The sequence below is a fragment of the Streptomyces sp. NPDC002868 genome (assembly GCF_055563295.1).
Map to the genome: position 1 here is coordinate 138085 of NZ_JBVHDR010000001.1, position 18537 is coordinate 156621.

General features: G+C 70.6%; 18 protein-coding genes and 1 pseudogene. 13 read left to right on the forward strand and 6 right to left on the reverse strand.

The window, feature by feature from the left end; all coding sequences use genetic code 11:
* Positions 1-318, forward strand: a pseudogene (locus tag ACZ3H8_RS00590) (hypothetical protein); the annotation flags it as partial.
* Here ACZ3H8_RS00590 and ACZ3H8_RS00595 read toward each other — a convergent pair.
* On the reverse strand, positions 290-1063 hold the full coding sequence (locus tag ACZ3H8_RS00595) for a VOC family protein (RefSeq protein WP_467395812.1): 774 nt from the start codon (positions 1061-1063) through the stop codon (positions 290-292). The pseudogene ACZ3H8_RS00590 and the gene ACZ3H8_RS00595 sit on opposite strands and share 29 nt — an antisense overlap.
* Positions 1064-1287: 224 nt before the next feature.
* Here ACZ3H8_RS00595 and ACZ3H8_RS00600 point away from each other — a divergent pair, with 224 nt between their 5' ends.
* Positions 1288-2118 carry a sulfurtransferase gene (locus ACZ3H8_RS00600; RefSeq protein ID WP_467395814.1) on the forward strand — a complete coding sequence of 277 codons (831 nt, stop codon included), beginning with the start codon at positions 1288-1290 and terminating at the stop codon, positions 2116-2118.
* A gap of 74 nt (positions 2119-2192) precedes the next feature.
* Here ACZ3H8_RS00600 and sepH read toward each other — a convergent pair whose 3' ends face one another.
* From sepH to ACZ3H8_RS00615, 3 genes are all read right to left on the reverse strand, one after another.
* Positions 2193-3239: a septation protein SepH gene (sepH, locus tag ACZ3H8_RS00605; RefSeq protein ID WP_398991015.1), complete on the reverse strand. Its 1047-nt coding sequence runs from the start codon at positions 3237-3239 to the stop codon at positions 2193-2195.
* Positions 3240-3764: 525 nt separating this feature from the next.
* The gene (locus ACZ3H8_RS00610; RefSeq protein WP_467395816.1) at positions 3765-5084 is read right to left on the reverse strand and encodes a D-arabinono-1,4-lactone oxidase; all 1320 of its coding nucleotides are present in this window, start codon (positions 5082-5084) and stop codon (positions 3765-3767) included.
* Positions 5044-6285, reverse strand: coding sequence for an MFS transporter (locus ACZ3H8_RS00615; RefSeq protein WP_467395818.1), 1242 nt, complete (start codon positions 6283-6285; stop codon positions 5044-5046). Before ACZ3H8_RS00615 ends, ACZ3H8_RS00610 begins: the two co-directional genes overlap by 41 nt.
* Positions 6286-6472: 187 nt before the next feature.
* On the opposite strand from ACZ3H8_RS00615, the gene ACZ3H8_RS00620 reads away from it, so the two are divergent.
* Together ACZ3H8_RS00620 and ACZ3H8_RS00625 are read left to right on the forward strand one after the other, a co-directional pair.
* Positions 6473-7600: a ferrochelatase gene (locus ACZ3H8_RS00620; protein WP_467395820.1), complete on the forward strand. Its 1128-nt coding sequence runs from the start codon at positions 6473-6475 to the stop codon at positions 7598-7600.
* 9 nt (positions 7601-7609) lie between these two features.
* Positions 7610-8410 carry an inositol monophosphatase family protein gene (locus ACZ3H8_RS00625; RefSeq protein ID WP_467395822.1) on the forward strand — a complete coding sequence of 267 codons (801 nt, stop codon included), beginning with the start codon at positions 7610-7612 and terminating at the stop codon, positions 8408-8410.
* A 149-nt stretch (positions 8411-8559) separates the two neighbouring features.
* Here ACZ3H8_RS00625 and ACZ3H8_RS00630 read toward each other — a convergent pair whose 3' ends face one another.
* Complete coding sequence (locus tag ACZ3H8_RS00630; RefSeq protein WP_186356888.1) at positions 8560-8727, reverse strand: hypothetical protein; 168 nt, start codon at positions 8725-8727, stop codon at positions 8560-8562.
* 314 nt (positions 8728-9041) lie between these two features.
* On the opposite strand from ACZ3H8_RS00630, the gene ACZ3H8_RS00635 reads away from it, so the two are divergent.
* From ACZ3H8_RS00635 to ACZ3H8_RS00650, 4 genes are all read left to right on the forward strand, one after another.
* A complete protein-coding gene (locus tag ACZ3H8_RS00635) occupies positions 9042-9695 on the forward strand; it encodes a response regulator transcription factor (protein ID WP_142213241.1) in 654 nt (217 codons plus the stop codon).
* A gap of 3 nt (positions 9696-9698) precedes the next feature.
* The gene (locus ACZ3H8_RS00640; RefSeq protein WP_467395827.1) at positions 9699-10934 is read left to right on the forward strand and encodes a sensor histidine kinase; all 1236 of its coding nucleotides are present in this window, start codon (positions 9699-9701) and stop codon (positions 10932-10934) included.
* Between the two features lie 393 nt (positions 10935-11327).
* Positions 11328-11624 carry a DUF4193 domain-containing protein gene (locus ACZ3H8_RS00645; protein WP_142213239.1) on the forward strand — a complete coding sequence of 99 codons (297 nt, stop codon included), beginning with the start codon at positions 11328-11330 and terminating at the stop codon, positions 11622-11624.
* Between the two features lie 13 nt (positions 11625-11637).
* The gene (locus ACZ3H8_RS00650) at positions 11638-12555 is read left to right on the forward strand and encodes a hypothetical protein (protein ID WP_467395829.1); all 918 of its coding nucleotides are present in this window, start codon (positions 11638-11640) and stop codon (positions 12553-12555) included.
* An 11-nt stretch (positions 12556-12566) separates the two neighbouring features.
* On the opposite strand, the gene ACZ3H8_RS00655 is transcribed toward ACZ3H8_RS00650, so the two are convergent.
* Positions 12567-13025: a DUF3093 domain-containing protein gene (locus tag ACZ3H8_RS00655; protein ID WP_467395831.1), complete on the reverse strand. Its 459-nt coding sequence runs from the start codon at positions 13023-13025 to the stop codon at positions 12567-12569.
* A 115-nt stretch (positions 13026-13140) separates the two neighbouring features.
* On the opposite strand from ACZ3H8_RS00655, the gene ACZ3H8_RS00660 reads away from it, so the two are divergent.
* From ACZ3H8_RS00660 to ACZ3H8_RS00680, 5 genes are all read left to right on the forward strand, one after another.
* Positions 13141-13704, forward strand: a complete 564-nt coding sequence (locus ACZ3H8_RS00660; RefSeq protein WP_467395833.1) for a PaaI family thioesterase — start codon at positions 13141-13143, stop codon at positions 13702-13704.
* Positions 13704-14216: a dUTP diphosphatase gene (gene dut, locus ACZ3H8_RS00665; protein ID WP_307660644.1), complete on the forward strand. Its 513-nt coding sequence runs from the start codon at positions 13704-13706 to the stop codon at positions 14214-14216. Before ACZ3H8_RS00660 ends, dut begins: the two co-directional genes overlap by 1 nt.
* 1 nt (position 14217) lies before the next feature.
* Complete coding sequence (locus ACZ3H8_RS00670) at positions 14218-15012, forward strand: DUF3710 domain-containing protein (RefSeq protein WP_467395835.1); 795 nt, start codon at positions 14218-14220, stop codon at positions 15010-15012.
* 204 nt (positions 15013-15216) lie between these two features.
* On the forward strand, positions 15217-17760 hold the full coding sequence (locus ACZ3H8_RS00675) for a DUF4118 domain-containing protein (RefSeq protein ID WP_467395837.1): 2544 nt from the start codon (positions 15217-15219) through the stop codon (positions 17758-17760).
* 65 nt (positions 17761-17825) lie between these two features.
* Positions 17826-18509 (forward strand): response regulator, encoded by a 684-nt coding sequence (locus tag ACZ3H8_RS00680; protein ID WP_467395839.1) that lies wholly within the window; start codon positions 17826-17828, stop codon positions 18507-18509.
* Positions 18510-18537: the final 28 nt, after the last annotated feature.

Genomic DNA, 18537 nt, shown 5'->3' on the forward strand with positions numbered 1-18537 from the left:
GAACTCGCCGACCGGGTCGAGGTGCTGCAGGTCGAGGTGCTGCAGGTCGAGGTGCTGCAGGTCGAGGCGCTGTGCTGGTGCGGCGCGCGGGCCACGCACAACGCCCGTACCGTCGGCGGGGTGATGGTCGTCGAAGACGCCCAGGCCGTCGTCGGTGACGTCAACCAGTCGCCGGACGAGATCGGTTACGAGGTGCTGTGCCGGCGCCACCACCGGCGGCGGATGACCGCCGCCACCGCCCGCGCCGCCGCGCTCTCCCCGGACGTCCTGCCGGTCGAGGTCGCCGACGTCAGCGACCGGCCGTCCGTACGACCGTGAAGACGGCGCCCTCCGGGTCCGCGACGGTCGCGGTCCGCCCGCCGGTATCGTCCCTCGGCGCCTGCAGCACATGCCCGCCGAGCTCCACCACGCGGCGTGCGGCCTGGTCGGTGTCCTCGACCTCGAAGTACGTCATCCAGTGCGTGCCCCGGTCGCGCGGCAGGGCATGGCCCACGCCGTGCAGGGCGGCCACCGGACGCCCATCCAGATGAAGCGTCACATAGTCGAAGTCGGCCGAGACGACCGGCTCCAACTCATAGCCGAACACCGACTGGTAGAACTTGCTGACCGAAGCGGTCTCCGTGGTCAGCAGCTCTTCCCAGACCGGTGTGCCGTGCGTGCCGTACACGGCATTGCCGCTGAGGGCGGCCCGCTGCCAGATGCCGAAGACCGCGCCCGCCGGGTCGGTCACGATGGCCAGCCGGCCCGCGTCCTCTGCGTCCAGTGGGCCGACGCCGACCGTGCCGCCGTAGCTCCTGATCTTTTCGACGGTCGCGTCCGCGTCGTCGGTCGCCAGGTACGGCGTCCAGGCGACCCCGAGATGCCGGTCGGCCGGGAGCCGGCCGATGCCCGCGACCTCCTTGCCGTCCAGCAGCGCGCGGACGTACGGCCCGAGCTGCTGCGGGCCGGGTGCGAACTCCCAGCCGAACAGCTCTGCGTAGAAGGTCTGGGTCGCGTCAAGGCTGTGCACCATCAAGCTCACCCAGCAGGGCGCGCCGGGTGTGTGCCGAGTCGCCTCGGTCATCGTCACTCTCTCCTCGGACCATCGTGGTGGTCGTGCGGGGGACCGGATACGCGCCGTTGTGCGGAACGGCATGCGCCCCGTGCAGATGCTCGCACCACCATGCGTCCGGTGCGCCCCGGCCGCGCCGCTTTTGGCCGGTTCCCGATGGAGGATGCCCGTTTTGGCATTAACCATCCGTTTCGGAGGCGCTACTCTCTGCCCGGCCGCTGCGCAAGGATGGACACATGAACCCCATCGTTTCCGCGACCGATCTCGCGAGCGAGCTTGCCGGAGCCCGCCCTCCGGTGCTCCTGGACATCCGCTGGCAGCTGGGCGGGCCGCACGGGCGGCCGGACTACGAGGCCGGACACATCCCCGGCGCGGTCTTCGTCGACCTGGACGCGGAGCTGGCCGGCCCGCCCGGCGACGGCGGCCGCCACCCGCTGCCGGATCCTGAGACCTTCGGCGCGGTGATGCGCAGGGCGGGCGTTTCGGCCGGCTCGCCGGTTGTTGCGTACGACGGCGGCCAGGGCTGGGCGGCGGCCCGCGCCTGGTGGCTCTTGCGCTGGACGGGCCACACGGAGGTACGGGTCCTGGACGGCGGACTCGCCGCGTGGACGGGACCGCTGGAGACCGAGACCCCCAACCCCGCCGAGGGCACCTTCACCCCCGCACCGGGCGCGCTCCCGCTCCTGGACGCCGACGCGGCGGCCGCCCTGGCCCGCTCGGGCATCCTCCTCGACGCACGCGCGGCGGAGCGCTACCGGGGCGACGTCGAGCCGATCGACCGGGTCGGCGGACACATCCCGGGCGCGATCTCGGCCCCGACGACGGAAAACGTCGACCAGGAAGGCCACTTCCTCCCGTCCGGGGAACTCGCGGCCCGCTTCGCCAAGCTGGGAGCCTTCGAGACCACGCCCGAGGTGGGTGTCTACTGCGGCTCCGGCGTCTCTGGCGCGCACGAGGCACTGGCTCTGGCCGTCGCGGGCTTCACCCCGGCGCTGTACGCGGGCTCCTGGTCGCAGTGGTCCAGGGACGAATCCCGCCCGGTGGCGACGGGCCCCCAACCGGGCTGACGCCCGGGCACGCCAAGGGGCCCGGCACCGTCGTGGTGCCGGGCCCCTGCGCAGTCGGCCGACGCGGGCGCGCCCTAGTCCTGCTTCTTGCGGCGCGTGCCGAACACGATCTCGTCCCAGCTCGGCACCGCCGCGCGACGGCCCGGGCGGACGCCGTCCGCCTCCGCCTGCCTGTCCGTCGTACCCGTCAGGCGGTCGCGGTGGCCCGCCACCGAGCGCGGCATGAGCACGTCCGCGTATGCCGAGCCCGCGCCCGCCGAGGCCGCCGGAGCGACCGGCTCCTCCGCCTCGGGCTCCTGGACGGGCTCCGTCGCAGGAGGCTCCGGCGGTGCGGGCCGCTCGGGCACGACCATGTCGCCCCGGAAGCTCGGCACCGCCTCCAGCAGGCTCGTCAGGGAGTCCCGCTCCCCGCCGCTCTCCTCCGGCTCGGCCGAAGGCACGGGCGGGCGCTCCATCTGGCGGTCGAGCGCGCGGTCCAGCGGACGGTCCCGCGGCAGCCGTGCGATGCGCGGTACGAACGGAAAGCTCGGCTCCTGCGACGCGATCGTGTCGTCCGTCTCGCCGATCAGCGCGCGAGCCTCGTCGTCGACGGCCTGGACGAGCCGCCGGGGCGGGTCGTACGTCCAGCTCGCCGAGTGCGGCTCGCCCGCCACCCGGTAGACCAGCAGGACCTCCCAAGTGCCGTCGTCCCGGCGCCAGGAGTCCCACTGCACGGTGTCCTTCTCGGCGCCGCGCAGCGTCAGCCGCTCCTGCACCGCCTCACCGAGCTGCGGCCCGGTGTTCTCGCCGGGGCGGCGTACGGGAGTCTTGCGCGCCCGCTCCGCCATGAACGCACGCTCCGCGAGCACGGGACCCTCGAAGCGCCGCACCCGGTCGACCGGAATGCCGGCGAGCTGCGCGACCTCCTCGGCGGAGGCTCCGGCGCGTATACGTGCCTGGATGTCGCGAGGGCGGAGATGGCTCTCCACCTCGATCTCGATCTGGCCGAGGCGGGCGCGGTCATTGCGCACGGCAGCGCGCAGCCGCTCGTCAATCGGAAGCGTGTACTCCGTGCTGTCCGCAGCCTTGAGCACCAGTCGTGTGCCGTCGTTGGAGACGGCCACGACACGCAGTTCGGGCATGGGGACCTCCCGGGTGGTGCCTGCCGACGTCACGTGCGTCGCTGCTTCCGCTAGTCGAGTGTGGCCTGCCCGGGTGCAGCCTGCCACAACCTTGCCGAGTTGCCCGGCGTGTCGGGCACAGGCCCTGGATCGCCGTTATGGCACGGTTACCTATTTGCCACTCTGAGTAACAAGTCGGTCACTCTGTGCATCCAGTACCCATGCGGTGCCGCGGCGCCGCCGGATCGAGCGCCGCTTTCGGCCCCCTACCTGGGGTCCGGACATCCGAGAGGGAGGCCGGGCCCAGGGCTCGCCACAGTACTCCATTCGGGCCACGGAGGTGGACCGCCGCGCCGCCGAACTTCTGCTCGAGCACGGGAGTTGGGCGTCTGGGACATGAGTGACCAGGTGTCCTGATTCACGGAATCTTCCCAAAGGGAACTATTCACTTCGCTCAACTGCCCCTACCTGGTGCACGGTTGGACAGATGGGCATGGTTGGGCGGATGGGCAAGCAGGCGCCCGCCGGCGAGGCCGCCCTCGGTCCTCAGTCGCCCAGAACTCGCCGCAGATAGTCGTTGCCGAACAGCCGCTCCGGGTCCAGCCGGTCGCGCAGCGCCGTGAATTCACCGAACCGCGGATACACCTCCGCGAAGTACTCCGCGTCTCGCGTGTGCACCTTGCCCCAGTGCGGCCGACCGCCGTGCGCGGTCATGATCCGTTCCACCGCGGTGAAGTACGACCGGTACGGCGTGCCCTTGTAGAGGTGCGCGGCTATGTACGCGCTCTCCCGGCCCGAGGCTGTCGAGAGCGCGATGTCGTCGGCCGGGGCCGTCCGTACCTCCACCGGGAAGCTGACGCGCAGCGGCGAGCGCGCGATCATCGCCTTCACCTCGCGCAGCGCGCCGACCGCCGCCTCCCGCGGAAGCGCGTACTCCATCTCCACGAACCGCACCCGGCGCGGAGATGTGAAGACCTTGTAGGGGATGTCCGTGTACGTACGGGCGGAGAGGGCGCGGCTGGAGATTCTGGCGATCGTCGGGATGGTCGCGGGGACCGCCCGGCCGAGCGAATTGACCACCTGGAAGAGGCCGTTGGACAGCAGCTCGTCCTCGATCCAGCCGCTGATCTGTCCGGGCGGGGCGGCGGGGCCCGCGCTGCGGTTGTTGCGCTTGGTGTTGCAATTGCCGGTGTGCGGGAACCAGTAGAACTCGAAGTGCTCGTTCTCGGCGAAGAGCGCGTCGAATTCGGCGGTGACCTTGTCGAAGGCCATCGGCTCCTCGCGGGCCGTCAGCAGAAAGACCGGCTCCACGGCGAAGGTGATCGCGCTGACGACGCCGAGCGCGCCGAGCCCGATCCGGGCCGCCGCGAAGACGTCCGGATTCTTCTTCTCGGAGCAGGTCAGCACCGAGCCGTCCGCCGTGACCAGCTCAAGTGCCCTGATCTGGGCGGCGATCGAGGCCGATTCGCGGCCAGTGCCGTGCGTGCCGGTGGAGGTCGCGCCCGCCACCGTCTGATCCATGATGTCGCCCATGTTCGTGAGCGAGAGCCCCTCACGGGCGAGGGCCGCGTTCAGTCGCTTGAGCGTAGTGCCCGCCTCGACGGTGACGGTCATGGCCGTACGGTCGATGTCCCGGATCCCGGCCAGCAGTTCGGGCCGTATCAGCACCCCGTCGGTGGCCGCGGCGGCGGTGAAGGAGTGGCCCGTGCCGACGGCCTTCACCTTGAAGCCGTCCTCGGCCGCCTTCCGTACGGCGTCGGCGAGTTCCTCGGCGGAGGCGGGCGAGACCTCCCGTACCGGACGGGCGGTGACATTCCCCGCCCAGTTACGCCACGTGCTGCGCCCCGTCTTCGTACTCCCGCTCACGCTGCCCCTCCCGCGTCGGCACCGGCCTGCGCAGCCGGCGGTACCCCAGGAACGCCACCGCGGCCGCGAGCGCTCCCGCAACGGCGGGCACCACGTACCCCGCGTCCGCTCCCGACGCGTCGACAACCCAGCCGGCGGCCGAGGAGCCGAGCGCCACTCCGACCGCGAGCCCGGTACTGGTCCAGGTCATGCCCTCGGTCAGGTTGGTGCGCGGTACGTGCGCTTCGATCAGGGCCATCGTGGTCACCATCGTGGGTGCGACGGACAGGCCCGCGACAAAGAGCGCCACGGCCAGGAAGGGAAGGTTCCCGGCCAGTTGGAGGGGGATCATACTCACGGCCATCGCACACACTCCCACCAGCCACCTTCGGGAGGCCGAGCCCTTGAGGTGGAGCAGTCCGAAGACCGCTCCGGCGAGGCAGGAGCCGAGCGCGTACACCGCGAGGACCAGGCTCGCCGCGGCCTTGTGCCCCTGCTCCTCCGCGAAGGCCACCGTGACGACGTCGACCGCGCCGAAGATCGCGCCCGTCGCCACGAAGGTGGCCACCAGCACCTGCAGTCCGGGGGAGCGCAGTGCGGAGCCGCCGGTGTGCTGCTCGCGCGGATGCGGCACGGGCTCGGTGGCGCGCTGCGCGGTCAGCCAGAAGACGCCGACGACCAGGAACGCGGCGGCGAGCAGCGGGCCCGCCTCGGGGAACCAGGCGGTGGAGAGCCCGATGGAGATGATCGGGCCGAAGATGAAGCACACCTCGTCGACGATCGACTCCCACGAGTACGCGGTGTGCAGCTCGCGCGGCGAACCCCGGTAGATCTCGGCCCACCGGGCGCGGGTCATCGAGCCCACGCTCGGCACACAGCCCGCGGCCGCGGAGAAGACGAACAGCGTCCAGTCCGGGGCGTCTTGCTGGGCGCAGACCAGCAGGCCCGCGACGGCCGCCACCGAGGCGAGGGTGGCCGGGCGCAGCACCTTGGCCTGGCCGTGCCGGTCGACCAGCCGGGAGATCTGCGGGCCGAGCACCGCGGCTGACATCGCAAGCGTTGCCGCAAGCGCGCCCGCGAGTCCGTAGCGCCCCGTGAGCTGGGAAATCATGGTCACGATGCCGATGCCCATCATGGACAGCGGCATCCGGCCGAAGAAGCCTGCGGCGGAGAACCCCTTGCTGCCTGGGGCGGCGAAGATGGCGCGGTACGGACTGGGCAAGGAGTGCTCCGGTAAGGCGCCTCACCGGGGCCGTGGTGAGCGTGGGCCGGGGGCGTTGTTGGTTCGCTGTGCCTGGGTGGCTTCGCCAGCGTAAGGCGTATGAGAGGCATTGGCAGATTACGCCGGTACCACTGCTCCGCGCACGGCGGTTTTCTCGCTGTCAGAGGCTGGTGGCAGGATCGGTCGCATGTCGGATCAGCGTGACCCAGCCCTTTACGACGCCCTGCTGCTGCTCTCCTTCGGCGGTCCCGAAGGCCCGGACGACGTCGTCCCGTTCCTGGAGAACGTCACCCGCGGCCGCGGCATCCCCACGGAACGGCTCAAGGAGGTGGGGCAGCACTACTTCCTGTTCGGCGGGGTCAGCCCGATCAACGACCAGAACCGCGCCCTGCTGGACGCCCTGCGCAAGGACTTCGCCGAGCACGGCCTTGACCTGCCGGTGCACTGGGGCAACCGGAACTGGGCGCCGTATCTGACCGACACCCTGCGCGAGATGGTCCAGGACGGCCACCGGCGCATCGCCGTCCTCGCCACCAGCGCGTACGCCTCCTACTCCGGCTGCCGCCAGTACCGCGAGAACCTCGCGGACGCGCTGGCCACCCTGGAGGCGGAAGGACTCGAGCTGCCGCGCGTGGACAAGCTGCGGCACTACTTCAACCACCCCGGTTTCGTACGCCCCATGATCGAAGGCGTCCTCAAGTCGCTGGCGGACCTTCCCGAGGAGGTGCGCGCGGGGGCCCATCTCGCGTTCACAACGCACTCCATCCCGACGTCCGCGGCCGACGCCTCGGGCCCGGTCGACGGGCACGGCGAGGGCGGTGCGTATGTACGCCAGCACCTCGACGTCGCCCGGCTGATCGCCGACGCCGTGCGCGAGCAGACAGGCGTCGAGCACCCCTGGCGGCTCGTCTACCAGTCGCGCAGCGGGGCCCCGCACATCCCGTGGCTGGAGCCGGACATCTGCGACCACTTGGAGGAGCTGCACGGCTCCGGCGCGCCCGCGGTGGTGATGGTGCCCATCGGCTTCGTCTCCGACCACATGGAGGTCCTGTACGACCTCGACACCGAGGCCACCGCGAAGGCCGCCGAGCTGGGGCTGCCCGTGCGGCGTTCGGCGACGGTCGGCGCCGACCCGCGGTTCGCCGCCGCGGTGCGCGACCTCGTCCTGGAGCGTGCCGCGACGGAGCGGAGCCTGCCCGCCGAGCGCTGCGCGCTGGGGGCGCTCGGCCCCTCGTACGACCTCTGTCCGGTCGGCTGCTGCCCGGCCAGGGCGCCGAAGCCCGCGGCCGCCGGCGCCGACAGCCCTTACGCGTAAGGAAGCCCCGTGACCGATCCTCTCCTGCCCGAACTGCTCGACCTCGCCCTGGAGGGCGCCCGCCGGGCGGGGGAGCTGCTGCGCGACGGCCGCCCCGCCGACCTGGGCGTCGCCGCCACCAAGTCCAGCCCCATCGACGTCGTCACCGAGATGGACATCGCAGCCGAGAAGCTGATCACCGGCTTCCTGGCCGAGCACCGTCCCGACGACGGCTTCCTCGGCGAGGAGGGCGCCTCCACGGCCGGCACCAGCGGAGTCCGCTGGGTCATCGACCCGCTCGACGGCACCGTCAACTACCTGTACGGCCTGCCCACCTGGGCGGTCTCCATCGCCGCCGAGCGCGACGGCGCGACGGTCGTGGGGGTCGTGGCGGCCCCGATGCGCCGCGAGACCTACCGCGCGGTGCTCGGCGGCGGCGCGTACGCCGACGACAAGCCTCTCCGGTGCCGCCCTGCGCCCCCGCTGGACCAGGCCCTGGTCTCCACCGGCTTCAACTACGTCGCGGCCGTACGCACCCACCAGGCGGACGTCGCCCAGCGGCTGATCCCGCGCCTGCGCGACATCCGCCGCAGCGGCTCCGCGGCCGTGGACCTCTGCGACGTCGCCGCGGGCCGCCTGGACGGCTACTACGAGCGCGGCCTCAACGCCTGGGACCTGGCGGCGGGCGACCTGATCGCCCGCGAGGCGGGCGCCCTGACCGGCGGCCGTCCCGGGCAGGCACCTTCGTACGATCTGGCGGTGGCGGCGAGCCCGGGCGTCTTCGAGCCGCTGCAGGCGCTCCTGGAAGAGTTCGGCGCCTGGCACGACTAGGGCCGTGCAACTGGAACAAGCCGCACGACTGGAACAAGCAGCACGACTGGAACAAGCAGCACGAACTGGAACAAGCAGCACAGAAGGGCCCCGGCGCCGTCCCGCGGCGTCGGGGCCCTTCTCATGTCCGGTACCTGTACGGCCCGGCGCTACGCGGCGCTGACCTCCACGCCGTGCTCCGCGGCCAGGCGGCGCAGGTCGTCCAGCTCTGCCTGCTCGACATCCGCAAGGAAGTCGTCACCCGTCTCGCGAGCCAGCGTGAGGTCTGTCTCCGCGGCCTTTATGCGCTGCAGCAGTCCTGCGGTGAATGCGTCCATGGTGCGCCCCCTCGTCGTGGGTCGGTGGCACGGGGGTGTGCCGACGGTGGGTTGATCAACCCGGGAACAGGTCGTGGCGTGCCACATACAGGGCGTGATCTCGGGTGTGCAGTCGTCTTCCCCAGGCCCTCCCTCAGAGAAACCTCAACTGCCCCGGGAATCCGGATATTTCCTTGAGGCTCCGGACGGTCGTCACGGACCTGCACCGCCTTACAGCCGGTTTACGCGCGTAACGGGCAGGATGGATGCGCACAGCCAGTGCTCACACACCTGCCCTGATCACGGGGTGACGGGCCCAGAGGAAGGATCACGACGTGCGCGTACTCGTCGTCGAGGACGAGCAGCTGCTCGCCGATGCGGTGGCCACCGGACTTCGCCGGGAGGCCATGGCCGTCGACGTCGTGTACGACGGCGCGGCGGCCCTGGAGCGCATCGGGGTCAATGACTACGACGTGGTCGTCCTGGACCGCGACCTTCCGCTGGTCCACGGCGACGACGTGTGCCGCAAGATCGTAGAGCTGGGAATGCCGACCCGGGTGCTGATGCTGACCGCGTCCGGCGATGTCAGCGACCGCGTCGAGGGCCTGGAACTGGGCGCGGACGACTACCTTCCCAAGCCCTTCGCCTTCAGCGAGCTCACCGCCCGCGTACGGGCGCTCGGCCGCCGTACGACCGTGCCGCTGCCGCCCGTCCTGGAGCGCGCCGGCATCAAGCTCGACCCGAACCGCCGTGAGGTCTTCCGCGACGGCAAGGAGATCCAGCTCGCCCCCAAGGAGTTCGCGGTCCTGGAGGTCCTGATGCGCAGCGAGGGCGCTGTCGTCTCGGCCGAGCAGCTGCTCGAAAAGGCATGGGACGAGAACACCGACCCGTTCACCAATGTCGTGCGCGTGACCGTGATGACCCTGCGCCGCAAACTCGGCGAGCCGCCCGTGATCGTCACCGTGCCCGGCTCCGGCTACCGGATCTGATCGATGGCCACCACCCCGGCGCCACCGGCGGCGCCTCCGAAACCGACCTGGGACCCGCGGGAGCCTGTGCGGCCCTGGCTGCGCCCGACCATCCGGATACGGCTCACGCTGTTGTACGGCGGGATGTTCCTGATCGCCGGAATCCTGCTGCTGTCGATCATCTATCTGCTCACCGCGCAGGCGCTGCAGGTCAGGGTCGGCGACCTGCCCTTCAAGATCGTGACAGGACAGGTGCAGCCCACCACCGAGTGGTGCCGGCTGCCGGAGCAGGGGACCGGCGAGCAGTTCAACGAGGCCGTCGCGGGGTGCCTCCAGCACCAGCGCGAGATGGCCCTCGACGACCTGCTGCGCCGCTCGCTCTTCGCGCTGCTCGGCCTCAGCATCATCGCCTTCGCCTTCGGCTACGCCATGGCGGGCCGGGTTCTGTCCCCGCTCGGCCGGATCACCCGCACCGCCCGTCAGGTGGCCGGCTCCGACCTCTCGCGGCGGATCGAGCTGGACGGCCCGGACGACGAGCTCAAGGAGCTCGCCGACACCTTCGACGAGATGCTGGACCGCCTGGAGCGGGCCTTCACCGCGCAGCGGCGGTTCGTCGCGAACGCCTCGCACGAGCTGCGTACGCCGCTCGCGATCAACCGCACGCTGCTGGAGGTCCACCTCTCCGACCCCGGGGCGCCCGTGGAGCTTCAGCAGCTGGGCAAGACCCTCCTGGCCACCAACGAGCGCAGCGAACAACTGGTCGAAGGCCTGTTGCTGCTCGCCCGCAGCGACAACCAGATCGTCGAGCGCAAGCCGGTGGACCTCGCCGAGGTGGCAACGCGCGCCGTCGACCAGGCGCGCGCCGAGGCCGAGGCGACAGGCGTGGAGATCCGCGGGAGGCGCGCACCCGCCGTCGTGCAGGGCAATGGCGTGCTGCTGGAGCGGATCGCCCTGAACCTGGTGCAGAACGCCGTGCGCTACAACATCCCGGAAGGGGGCTGGGTGGAAGTCACCACCGAGACCGAGCAGGGCCAGGCGGTGCTGCTGGTCTCGAACACGGGGCCGGTCGTTCCCGCGTACGAGATCGACAACATCTTCGAGCCCTTCCGGCGGCTGCGGCAGGAGCGCACCGGCAGCGACAAGGGCGTCGGCCTGGGGCTTTCGATCGCCCGCTCGGTGGCTCGGGCTCACGGAGGCCGTATTATCGCGGAGCCTCGGGAGGGCGGAGGCCTCGTGATGCGTGTCACCCTCCCGGTCTGAGATGCTGAGCGACGCGCCTCGCTTCGTTCGCTTTACGCGGAATTTTCGGGACGCGCGCCCGAGAGGCCCGTGTGTGATCGATCACAGAGGCGAATTTCAGGCCATCTACTCTCCGTGATCAAGGATCTGCCGGAAAACCGGGAAAAGTCCGGGTTTCCGGGGGCCGAGATCACGGGAAGTACACGGGGTGGCGCCCGTGAAGTGCGACATTCGGACCGTGTACGGTCCCGATCGCCATCCAACCAGAGCACTCTTGAGGAATCCGGTTGGGTGTCGATTGAGTAACAGACCTTGATGTGAGGCAAAATCTCCGCCTCGGGTCGGGCACAAGTCCGGCCTCTCACGCGTTACGTGCGCTGGAGACACCGCAGACACCCAGAGGGGGAGAGCGACATGGCAACGGACTACGACACCCCACGCAAGACCGACGACGACGTCGATTCGGACAGCCTTGAGGAACTGAAGGCTCGCCGGAACGACAAGACGACGTCGTCCGTCGACGTCGACGAATTCGAGCAGGCCGAAGGCCTGGAGCTGCCCGGAGCGGACCTTTCCAACGAGGAACTGTCCGTTCGCGTGCTGCCCCGGCAGGCTGACGAGTTCACCTGCATGAGCTGCTTCCTGGTGCACCACCGCAGCCAGCTGGCACGAGAGAAGAACGGTCAGCCGATCTGCCGCGACTGCGACTGAGGTCCGGTCGGCCGTGGCAGGCGATACACCGTCCAGGAAGCGGCGCTTTCGGCGTCACAAGCCGCCGGAGGCGCATCAGGGCGGTACGGGCCCGGCACACGACGCCATGGCGTCTGCCGAGCACTCGGCCGCCTTGCTGCCCCACGGCGCAGCAGACGACGACGGGCGGGGCCTGCCGGCCTCGCTCGAAGCAGCCGGTCAGGCGGGGTCCCCGAGCAGGGCTCCACGCCTGACCGCCGTACGGCACGGCGTCCGGAAGGGTGGCGAGAGCGCCAGAGCGGTGCTCGCGTACATCGCCGACCGGATCATCGAGAACGCACCACGCGTGCCGGTGCGCGATCTCGCGACGCTGCGCAAGCAGTTCCCCGGCCTCGCTCCCGAGCAGCTTGCGGACAAGCTGGTCGCGGGCGCGGCCAACGGCACATCCACGGTCGGCGCGGGTATCGGCGCGGCCGCGATGATGCCCGTACCGCCGGCGATGCCGGCTGAGCTGGCCGCGGAGATCATCGGCGTCGCCGCGATCGAGCTCAAGCTCATCGCCGAGCTTCACGAGGTCTATGGCATTCGGGCGCCGGGCACCCTCACGGAGCGCAGCGCCGCCTATCTGACCTCCTGGACGGAGGAGCGCGGGATCGACGTGACGAAGCCGTCCTCGGTGAACGCCGCACTCGGCGGCCGTTTCAAGCGCGAGCTGCGGCAGCAGATCATGAAGCGCATGGTCCGCAATCTGCCGAACCTGATGCCGTTCATGGTCGGCGCGGCCGTCGGAGCCGTGCTGAACCGCAGGGACACCAAGAAGCTCGCGGAGCGCATCCGCAAGGACCTGCGCAGCAAACAGGTCCCCTGGGACGCGCTGCCGCCACTCCCGCCGCTGGAGCAGCCCAAGGACCCGCTGGAGACGGGTCAAGACCCCCGCGAACTGGGCCGCTGACGCCCAGGCAGTCAGACCGTGCGCACCGCCGTCAGGGAGGCGGCCAGCGCCTTCGGTTTCCGGGTCGAGAGATAGACGTACGGCGTCGGGTCGGCCGGATCAGTGATCTCGATCCGCAGGGCCGTCGGGACATAGCTGCGCAACAGCATGAAGGCCCGGGGATCGGCCTTGTACGAGCGCCAGGCGCGCGCCTCGTCCGCGTCCAGCACCTCGGCGTCACCGAGCGCCGTCAGCGGGATCCGGGCGTCGCCCGCGACCAACGAGTCCGCCACCACGCGGATGCGTACCGAGCCGTACGAACTGACGACGACCGCCGCCACCGCTGCCGCGCCGATCAGGCCGCCGAGCATCGGCAGCGTCCCCAGCGGCAGCATCAGCAGGCCGCCCGCGACGCCCACCAGGGCAGTGATGACCCACCACGAACGGGGTGCGGTCAGACGTTCTTCGTAGTGCGGGACGGAAGGCTGCATGAAGCCAAGCTTGGCACGGTGCGGCCCGCGGGTAGCCGCGCGGGTAAGGTCTGCGCCTGTGAGCACTGCGAAATCCCGGGGGGCGACCCCCGGACCCTCGGGCCGGGCCGCGGCTATGACCCCTCCGGCCGACGCCATACCGCCGGTGAGGCACCCCGAAGCCCCGGCCCCCGGTGAGCTCCTCGGCGCGCACTACGAGCACTGTTTCGGCTGCGGCGAGGCTCAGCCGCACGGACTGAACCTTCAGGCGCGGGCCGGCGAGGGTGTACGCGTCACCGCCGAGTTCACCGTCAAGCCCGCGCACCAGGGCGCGCCCGGCCTCGCGCACGGCGGCGTACTCGCCTCGGCCCTCGACGAGACGCTCGGTTCGCTGAACTGGCTGCTGCGGACCATCGCGGTCACCGGCCGGCTCGAGACCGACTTCGTACGCCCGGTGCCCGTGGATACCGTGCTGCACCTCCAGGCCGAGGTGACCGCGGTCGCCGGACGCAAGATCTTCTCCACCGCCGTCGGCCGGATCGGCAGCCCCGACGGACCCGTCGCCGTCCGTGCCGACGCCCTCTTCGTCGAGGTCAAGGTCGACCACTTCATCGACAACGGCCGCCCGGAGGAGATCCAGGCAGCCATGGCCGACCCCGACCAGATCAGGCGCGCCCGCGCCTTCGAGGTGAACCCCTGATGCGCAACCCTGTCGATGTGCTGATCCGTCGTGTGGACCCCGAGGTGCCGCTCCCGGCGTACGCACACCCCGGCGACGCCGGCGCCGATCTCGTGACCACCGAGGCGGTCGAACTCGCCCCCGGCGAACGGGCCGTGCTGCCCACCGGGGTGTCGGTCGCCCTCCCCGACGGGTACGCGGCCTTCGTGCACCCGCGGTCCGGTCTCGCCGCCCGCTGCGGAGTAGCCCTCGTGAATGCCCCGGGGACGGTGGATGCCGGGTACCGTGGGGAGATCAAGGTGATCGTGGTCAATCTCGATCCGCGCGAGACCGTGCGGTTCGATCGGTTCGACCGGATTGCCCAACTGGTCGTCCAGCAGGTCGAGAAGGTGCGCTTCCACGAGGTGGCGGAGCTTCCCGGCTCGGCGCGGGCCGAGGGGGGCTTCGGGTCCACCGGCGGTCATGCCGCCGTGGACGGCTCAACGGGTGGGAATCGATACGCTTCGGTCGTATCCGACCGGGAAGGACAGTGACGTGTTCGGACGTCGCAAGAAGAGTGGTTCCGCCAGGGACGCGGCGGACGCAGCGGGCGAGGCCGAGCAGGTCGTCGACGAGCGTGACGCTCGGTACTCCGACGAGGCAGCCGAGTCTGCCGAGGAGGGGACGTCCCGCCGGGCGAACCTTCCGCCGGCGCCCCGGCCCGACGGCCCCTGGGACGTCTCCGAGGTATCCAAGCCCGGCGAGGGCCGGGTCGATCTGGGCGGTCTTTTCGTGCCCGGAGTCGAGGGAATGGAGCTGCGCGTCGAGGTCGCGGGTGACGCGATCGTCGCCGCCACCGTCGTGCTGCGCGACAGCGCCGTACAGCTGCAGGCCTTCGCGGCGCCCAAGAAGGAAGGCATCTGGGGCGAGGTCCGCGAGGAGATCGCCTCCGGCATCACGCAGCAGGGCGGCATCATCGACGAGGTCGAGGGGCCGCTCGGCTGGGAGCTGCGGGCCCAGGTCCCGGTACAGCTGCCGGACGGCACGGGCGGTGTGCAGCTGGTGCGCTTCGTCGGCGTCGACGGGCCGCGCTGGTTCCTGCGCGGAGTGATCTCCGGGCAGGGCGCCGTGCAGCCGGCGGCCGCCGGGCTGCTCGAGCAGGTCTTCCGGGACACCGTCGTCGTACGGGGCGACGGGCCGATGGCGCCGCGCGACCCGATCGTCCTCAAGCTGCCGGACGATGCGCAGATGGTGCCCGAGGGCGTTCAGCAGGAGGAGCAGGGGAGCTCCCGCTTCTCCGGCGGTATGGGGCAGCTGCAGCGCGGCCCCGAGATCACCGAGGTGCGCTGACACCTCGGGCGGAAATCGACCGGGCCGGTGGGCCGCACTCCTGCACGGGAGTGCGGCCCACCGGTCTGTCCGGCCCCGGAGGGAACGGGCTGCATCAGAATCGCGTCAAATACGCAGCTGAGGCCTGCCTCATGCCCGAAATATCGGAAACTCTGGCCGTAGGGTCGAGGCAGTGTGAACAGCTGTCTGAAAGACAATGGGGCCATGGGACGCGGCAAGCTACGGATCTATCTCGGCTCGGCACCGGGCGTCGGAAAGACATACGCCATGCTGTCCGAGGCGCATCGCCGTGTGGAGCGTGGCACCGACTGCGTGGTCGCCTTCGTCGAGCACCACGGCCGAGCGCGCACCGAGGTGATGCTGCACGGCCTGGAGCAGATCCAGCGCCGCGAGATCGAGTACCGCGGCACGGTCTTCACCGAGATGGACGTCGACGCGGTCCTCGAGCGCCATCCGGCCGTCGCGCTCGTGGACGAACTGGCTCACACGAATGTGCCGGGCTCGCGCAACGCCAAGCGATGGCAGGACGTCGAGGAGCTGCTCGCGGCGGGCATCGACGTCATATCGACGGTCAACATCCAGCACTTCGAGTCCCTGGGCGACGTCGTCGAGTCGATCACGGGCGTACGACAACGGGAGACCGTTCCTGACGAGGTCGTCCGCCGGGCGGACCAGCTCGAACTGGTCGACATGTCGCCACAGGCGCTGCGCCGTCGCATGGCCCACGGCAACATCTACAAGTCGGACAAGGTCGACGCGGCCCTTTCCAACTACCTCCGTCCCGGAAACCTCACCGCGCTGCGGGAGTTGGCCCTGCTCTGGGTCGCGGACCGGGTCGACGAATACCTCCAGCAGTACCGCGGCGAGCACAACATCCGCTCCACCTGGCAGGCGCGTGAGCGCATCGTCGTCGGCCTCACCGGCGGCCCCGAGGGCCGCACCCTCATCCGGCGCGCCGTCCGGCTCGCGGAGAAGGGCGCCGGCGGCGAGGTGCTGGCCGTCTACATCGCCCGCAGCGACGGGCTGACCTCGGCCTCTCCCAAGGAGCTGGCCGTCCAGCGGACCCTCGTCGAGGACCTCGGCGGCACCTTCCACCACGTCATCGGCGACGACGTCCCGTCGGCGCTCCTGGAGTTCGCCCGCGGAGTCAACGCCACCCAGATCGTGCTCGGCGCCAGCCGCCGCCGGACCTGGCAGTACATGTTCGGCCCCGGCGTCAGCGCGACGGTCGCCCGCGAATCCGGTCCCGACCTCGACGTACACATCGTCACGCACGACGAGGCGGGCAAGGGCCGGGGACTGCCGGTGGCCCGCGGCGCCCGGCTCGGCCGGTCCCGGATCGTCGCGGGCTGGCTCGTCGGCGTCGCCGGTCCCGTACTGCTCTCGCTGATACTGACCAGCCTCGACGACAGCCTGGGGCTCGCCAATGACGTCCTGCTCTTCCTCTTCCTGACCGTGACGTCAGCACTGCTCGGCGGACTGCTGCCGGCGCTCGCCTCGGCCGCCGTCGGCTCGCTGCTGCTGAACTACTACTTCACGCCGCCAACCCACACCCTGACGATCTCGGACCCGAAGAACATCGTCGCCATCGTGATCTTCTTCGCGGTGGCCGTCGCTGTGGCCTCCGTGGTGGACCTGGCGGCCCGCCGCACCGATCAGGCGGCCCGGCTGCGTGCCGAGTCCGAGATCCTGTCCTTCCTGGCCGGCAGCGTGCTGCGGGGAGAGACCACGCTGGACGCGCTGCTGGAGCGGGTCCGCGAGACCTTCGGTATGGAGTCCGTGGCGCTGCTGGAGCGGCAGAGCGACGTCGAGCCGTGGACCTGCGCGGGCAGCGTCGGCCCCAGCGCCGTCCAGCGCCCCGAGGACGCGGACGTGGACATGCCGGTCGGCGACCATATGGCGCTCGCCCTGTCCGGCCGTGTCCTGCCCGCCGAGGACCGCCGGGTGCTCGCCGCCTTCGCCGCCCAGGCCGCCGTCGTACTGGACCGCCAGCGACTGGTCGGCCAGGCGGAGGAGGCCCGCAGGCTGGCCGAGGGCAATCGCATTCGTACGGCCCTGCTCGCCGCCGTCAGCCACGATCTGCGCACCCCGCTGGCCGCCATCAAGGCAGCCGTCTCCTCGCTCAGGTCCGACGACGTCGCCTGGTCCGACGAGGACGAGGCGGAACTGCTCGAAGGGATCGAGGACGGCGCCGACCGCCTCGACCATCTCGTCGGCAACCTCCTCGACATGTCCCGCCTCCAGACCGGCACTGTCACGCCGCTCATCCGGGTGACCGATCTCGACGAGGTCGTCCCGATGGCGCTCGTCGCGGTGCCTGCGGAGAGTGTCGAGCTCGACATACCCGAGACGCTGCCCATGGTGGCCGTCGACCGGGGACTGCTGGAACGTTCCGTCGCCAACATCGTCGAGAACGCCGTCAAGTACAGCCCCTACGCCACACCCGTCACCGTCTCCGCGAGCGCCCTCGGCGACCGCGTCGAGGTGCGGGTCGCGGACCGCGGCCCCGGTGTCCCGGATGACGAGAAAGAGCGGATTTTCGAGCCGTTCCAGCGCTACGGTGACGCTCCACGAGGTGCCGGTGTGGGCCTCGGTCTCGCGGTCGCCCGCGGCTTCGTCGAAGCCATGAGCGGCACGCTCACCGCGGAGGACACCCCCGGCGGTGGCATGACCATGGTCCTCACTCTCAGGGCAGCACCCGGAGCCGCTCCGGTCAGCCCCGAACTTCCCGCCCGGGTCATCTCCTGACCGGGACGCCAGTGATGGCAGTGCAGAGCAGAAATGTCAGTGCCGAGCAGAAAGGCAGGCCCGCAATGACCCGGGTGCTCGTGGTCGACGACGAGCCGCAGATCGTACGCGCCCTCGTGATCAATCTGAAGGCGCGCAAGTACGAGGTGGACGCGGCCCCCGACGGCGCGACGGCGCTTCAGCTGGCTGCGGCCCGCCACCCCGACGCCGTCGTACTCGACCTCGGTCTGCCCGACATGGACGGCGTAGAGGTGATCAAGGGCCTGCGCGGCTGGACCCGTGTCCCGATCCTGGTCCTCTCCGCCCGCCAGACCTCCGACGAGAAGGTCGAGGCGCTGGACGCCGGTGCCGACGACTACGTCACCAAGCCCTTCGGCATGGACGAACTGCTCGCCCGGCTGCGCGCTGCGGTCCGCAGGGCGGAGCCCGTCGGCGGGGACGACGACGCCATGATCGTCGAGACTGAGGGCTTCACAGTCGATCTCGCGGCGAAGAAGGTGCACCGCGACGGGCGCGATGTGCGACTGACCCCGACCGAGTGGCATCTGCTGGAGGTCCTCGTACGCAACACCGGCCGGCTGGTCAGCCAGAAGCAGCTGCTCCAGGAGGTCTGGGGCCCGTCCTACGGCACCGAGACCAACTATCTGCGGGTCTACATGGCGCAGCTGCGGCGCAAGCTGGAGGCCGACCCCTCACACCCCAAGCACTTCGTCACCGAGCCGGGTATGGGATACCGCTTCGAGTGCTGATCCAGAATCGGATCACCGACCGGATCTG

What these genes read in the sequence shown, in the direction of transcription:
- ACZ3H8_RS00595 (WP_467395812.1), bottom strand. Translation starts at nt 1,063, where the DNA reads ATGACCGAGGCGACTCGGCACACACCCGGCGCGCCCTGCTGGGTGAGC.
- ACZ3H8_RS00600 (WP_467395814.1), top strand. Translation starts at nt 1,288, where the DNA reads ATGAACCCCATCGTTTCCGCGACCGATCTCGCGAGCGAGCTTGCCGGA.
- sepH (WP_398991015.1), bottom strand. Translation starts at nt 3,239, where the DNA reads ATGCCCGAACTGCGTGTCGTGGCCGTCTCCAACGACGGCACACGACTG.
- ACZ3H8_RS00620 (WP_467395820.1), top strand. Translation starts at nt 6,473, where the DNA reads ATGTCGGATCAGCGTGACCCAGCCCTTTACGACGCCCTGCTGCTGCTC.
- ACZ3H8_RS00630 (WP_186356888.1), bottom strand. Translation starts at nt 8,727, where the DNA reads ATGGACGCATTCACCGCAGGACTGCTGCAGCGCATAAAGGCCGCGGAG.
- ACZ3H8_RS00640 (WP_467395827.1), top strand. Translation starts at nt 9,699, where the DNA reads ATGGCCACCACCCCGGCGCCACCGGCGGCGCCTCCGAAACCGACCTGG.
- ACZ3H8_RS00645 (WP_142213239.1), top strand. Translation starts at nt 11,328, where the DNA reads ATGGCAACGGACTACGACACCCCACGCAAGACCGACGACGACGTCGAT.
- ACZ3H8_RS00655 (WP_467395831.1), bottom strand. Translation starts at nt 13,025, where the DNA reads ATGCAGCCTTCCGTCCCGCACTACGAAGAACGTCTGACCGCACCCCGT.
- ACZ3H8_RS00660 (WP_467395833.1), top strand. Translation starts at nt 13,141, where the DNA reads ATGACCCCTCCGGCCGACGCCATACCGCCGGTGAGGCACCCCGAAGCC.
- dut (WP_307660644.1), top strand. Translation starts at nt 13,704, where the DNA reads ATGCGCAACCCTGTCGATGTGCTGATCCGTCGTGTGGACCCCGAGGTG.
- ACZ3H8_RS00675 (WP_467395837.1), top strand. Translation starts at nt 15,217, where the DNA reads ATGGGACGCGGCAAGCTACGGATCTATCTCGGCTCGGCACCGGGCGTC.
- ACZ3H8_RS00680 (WP_467395839.1), top strand. Translation starts at nt 17,826, where the DNA reads ATGACCCGGGTGCTCGTGGTCGACGACGAGCCGCAGATCGTACGCGCC.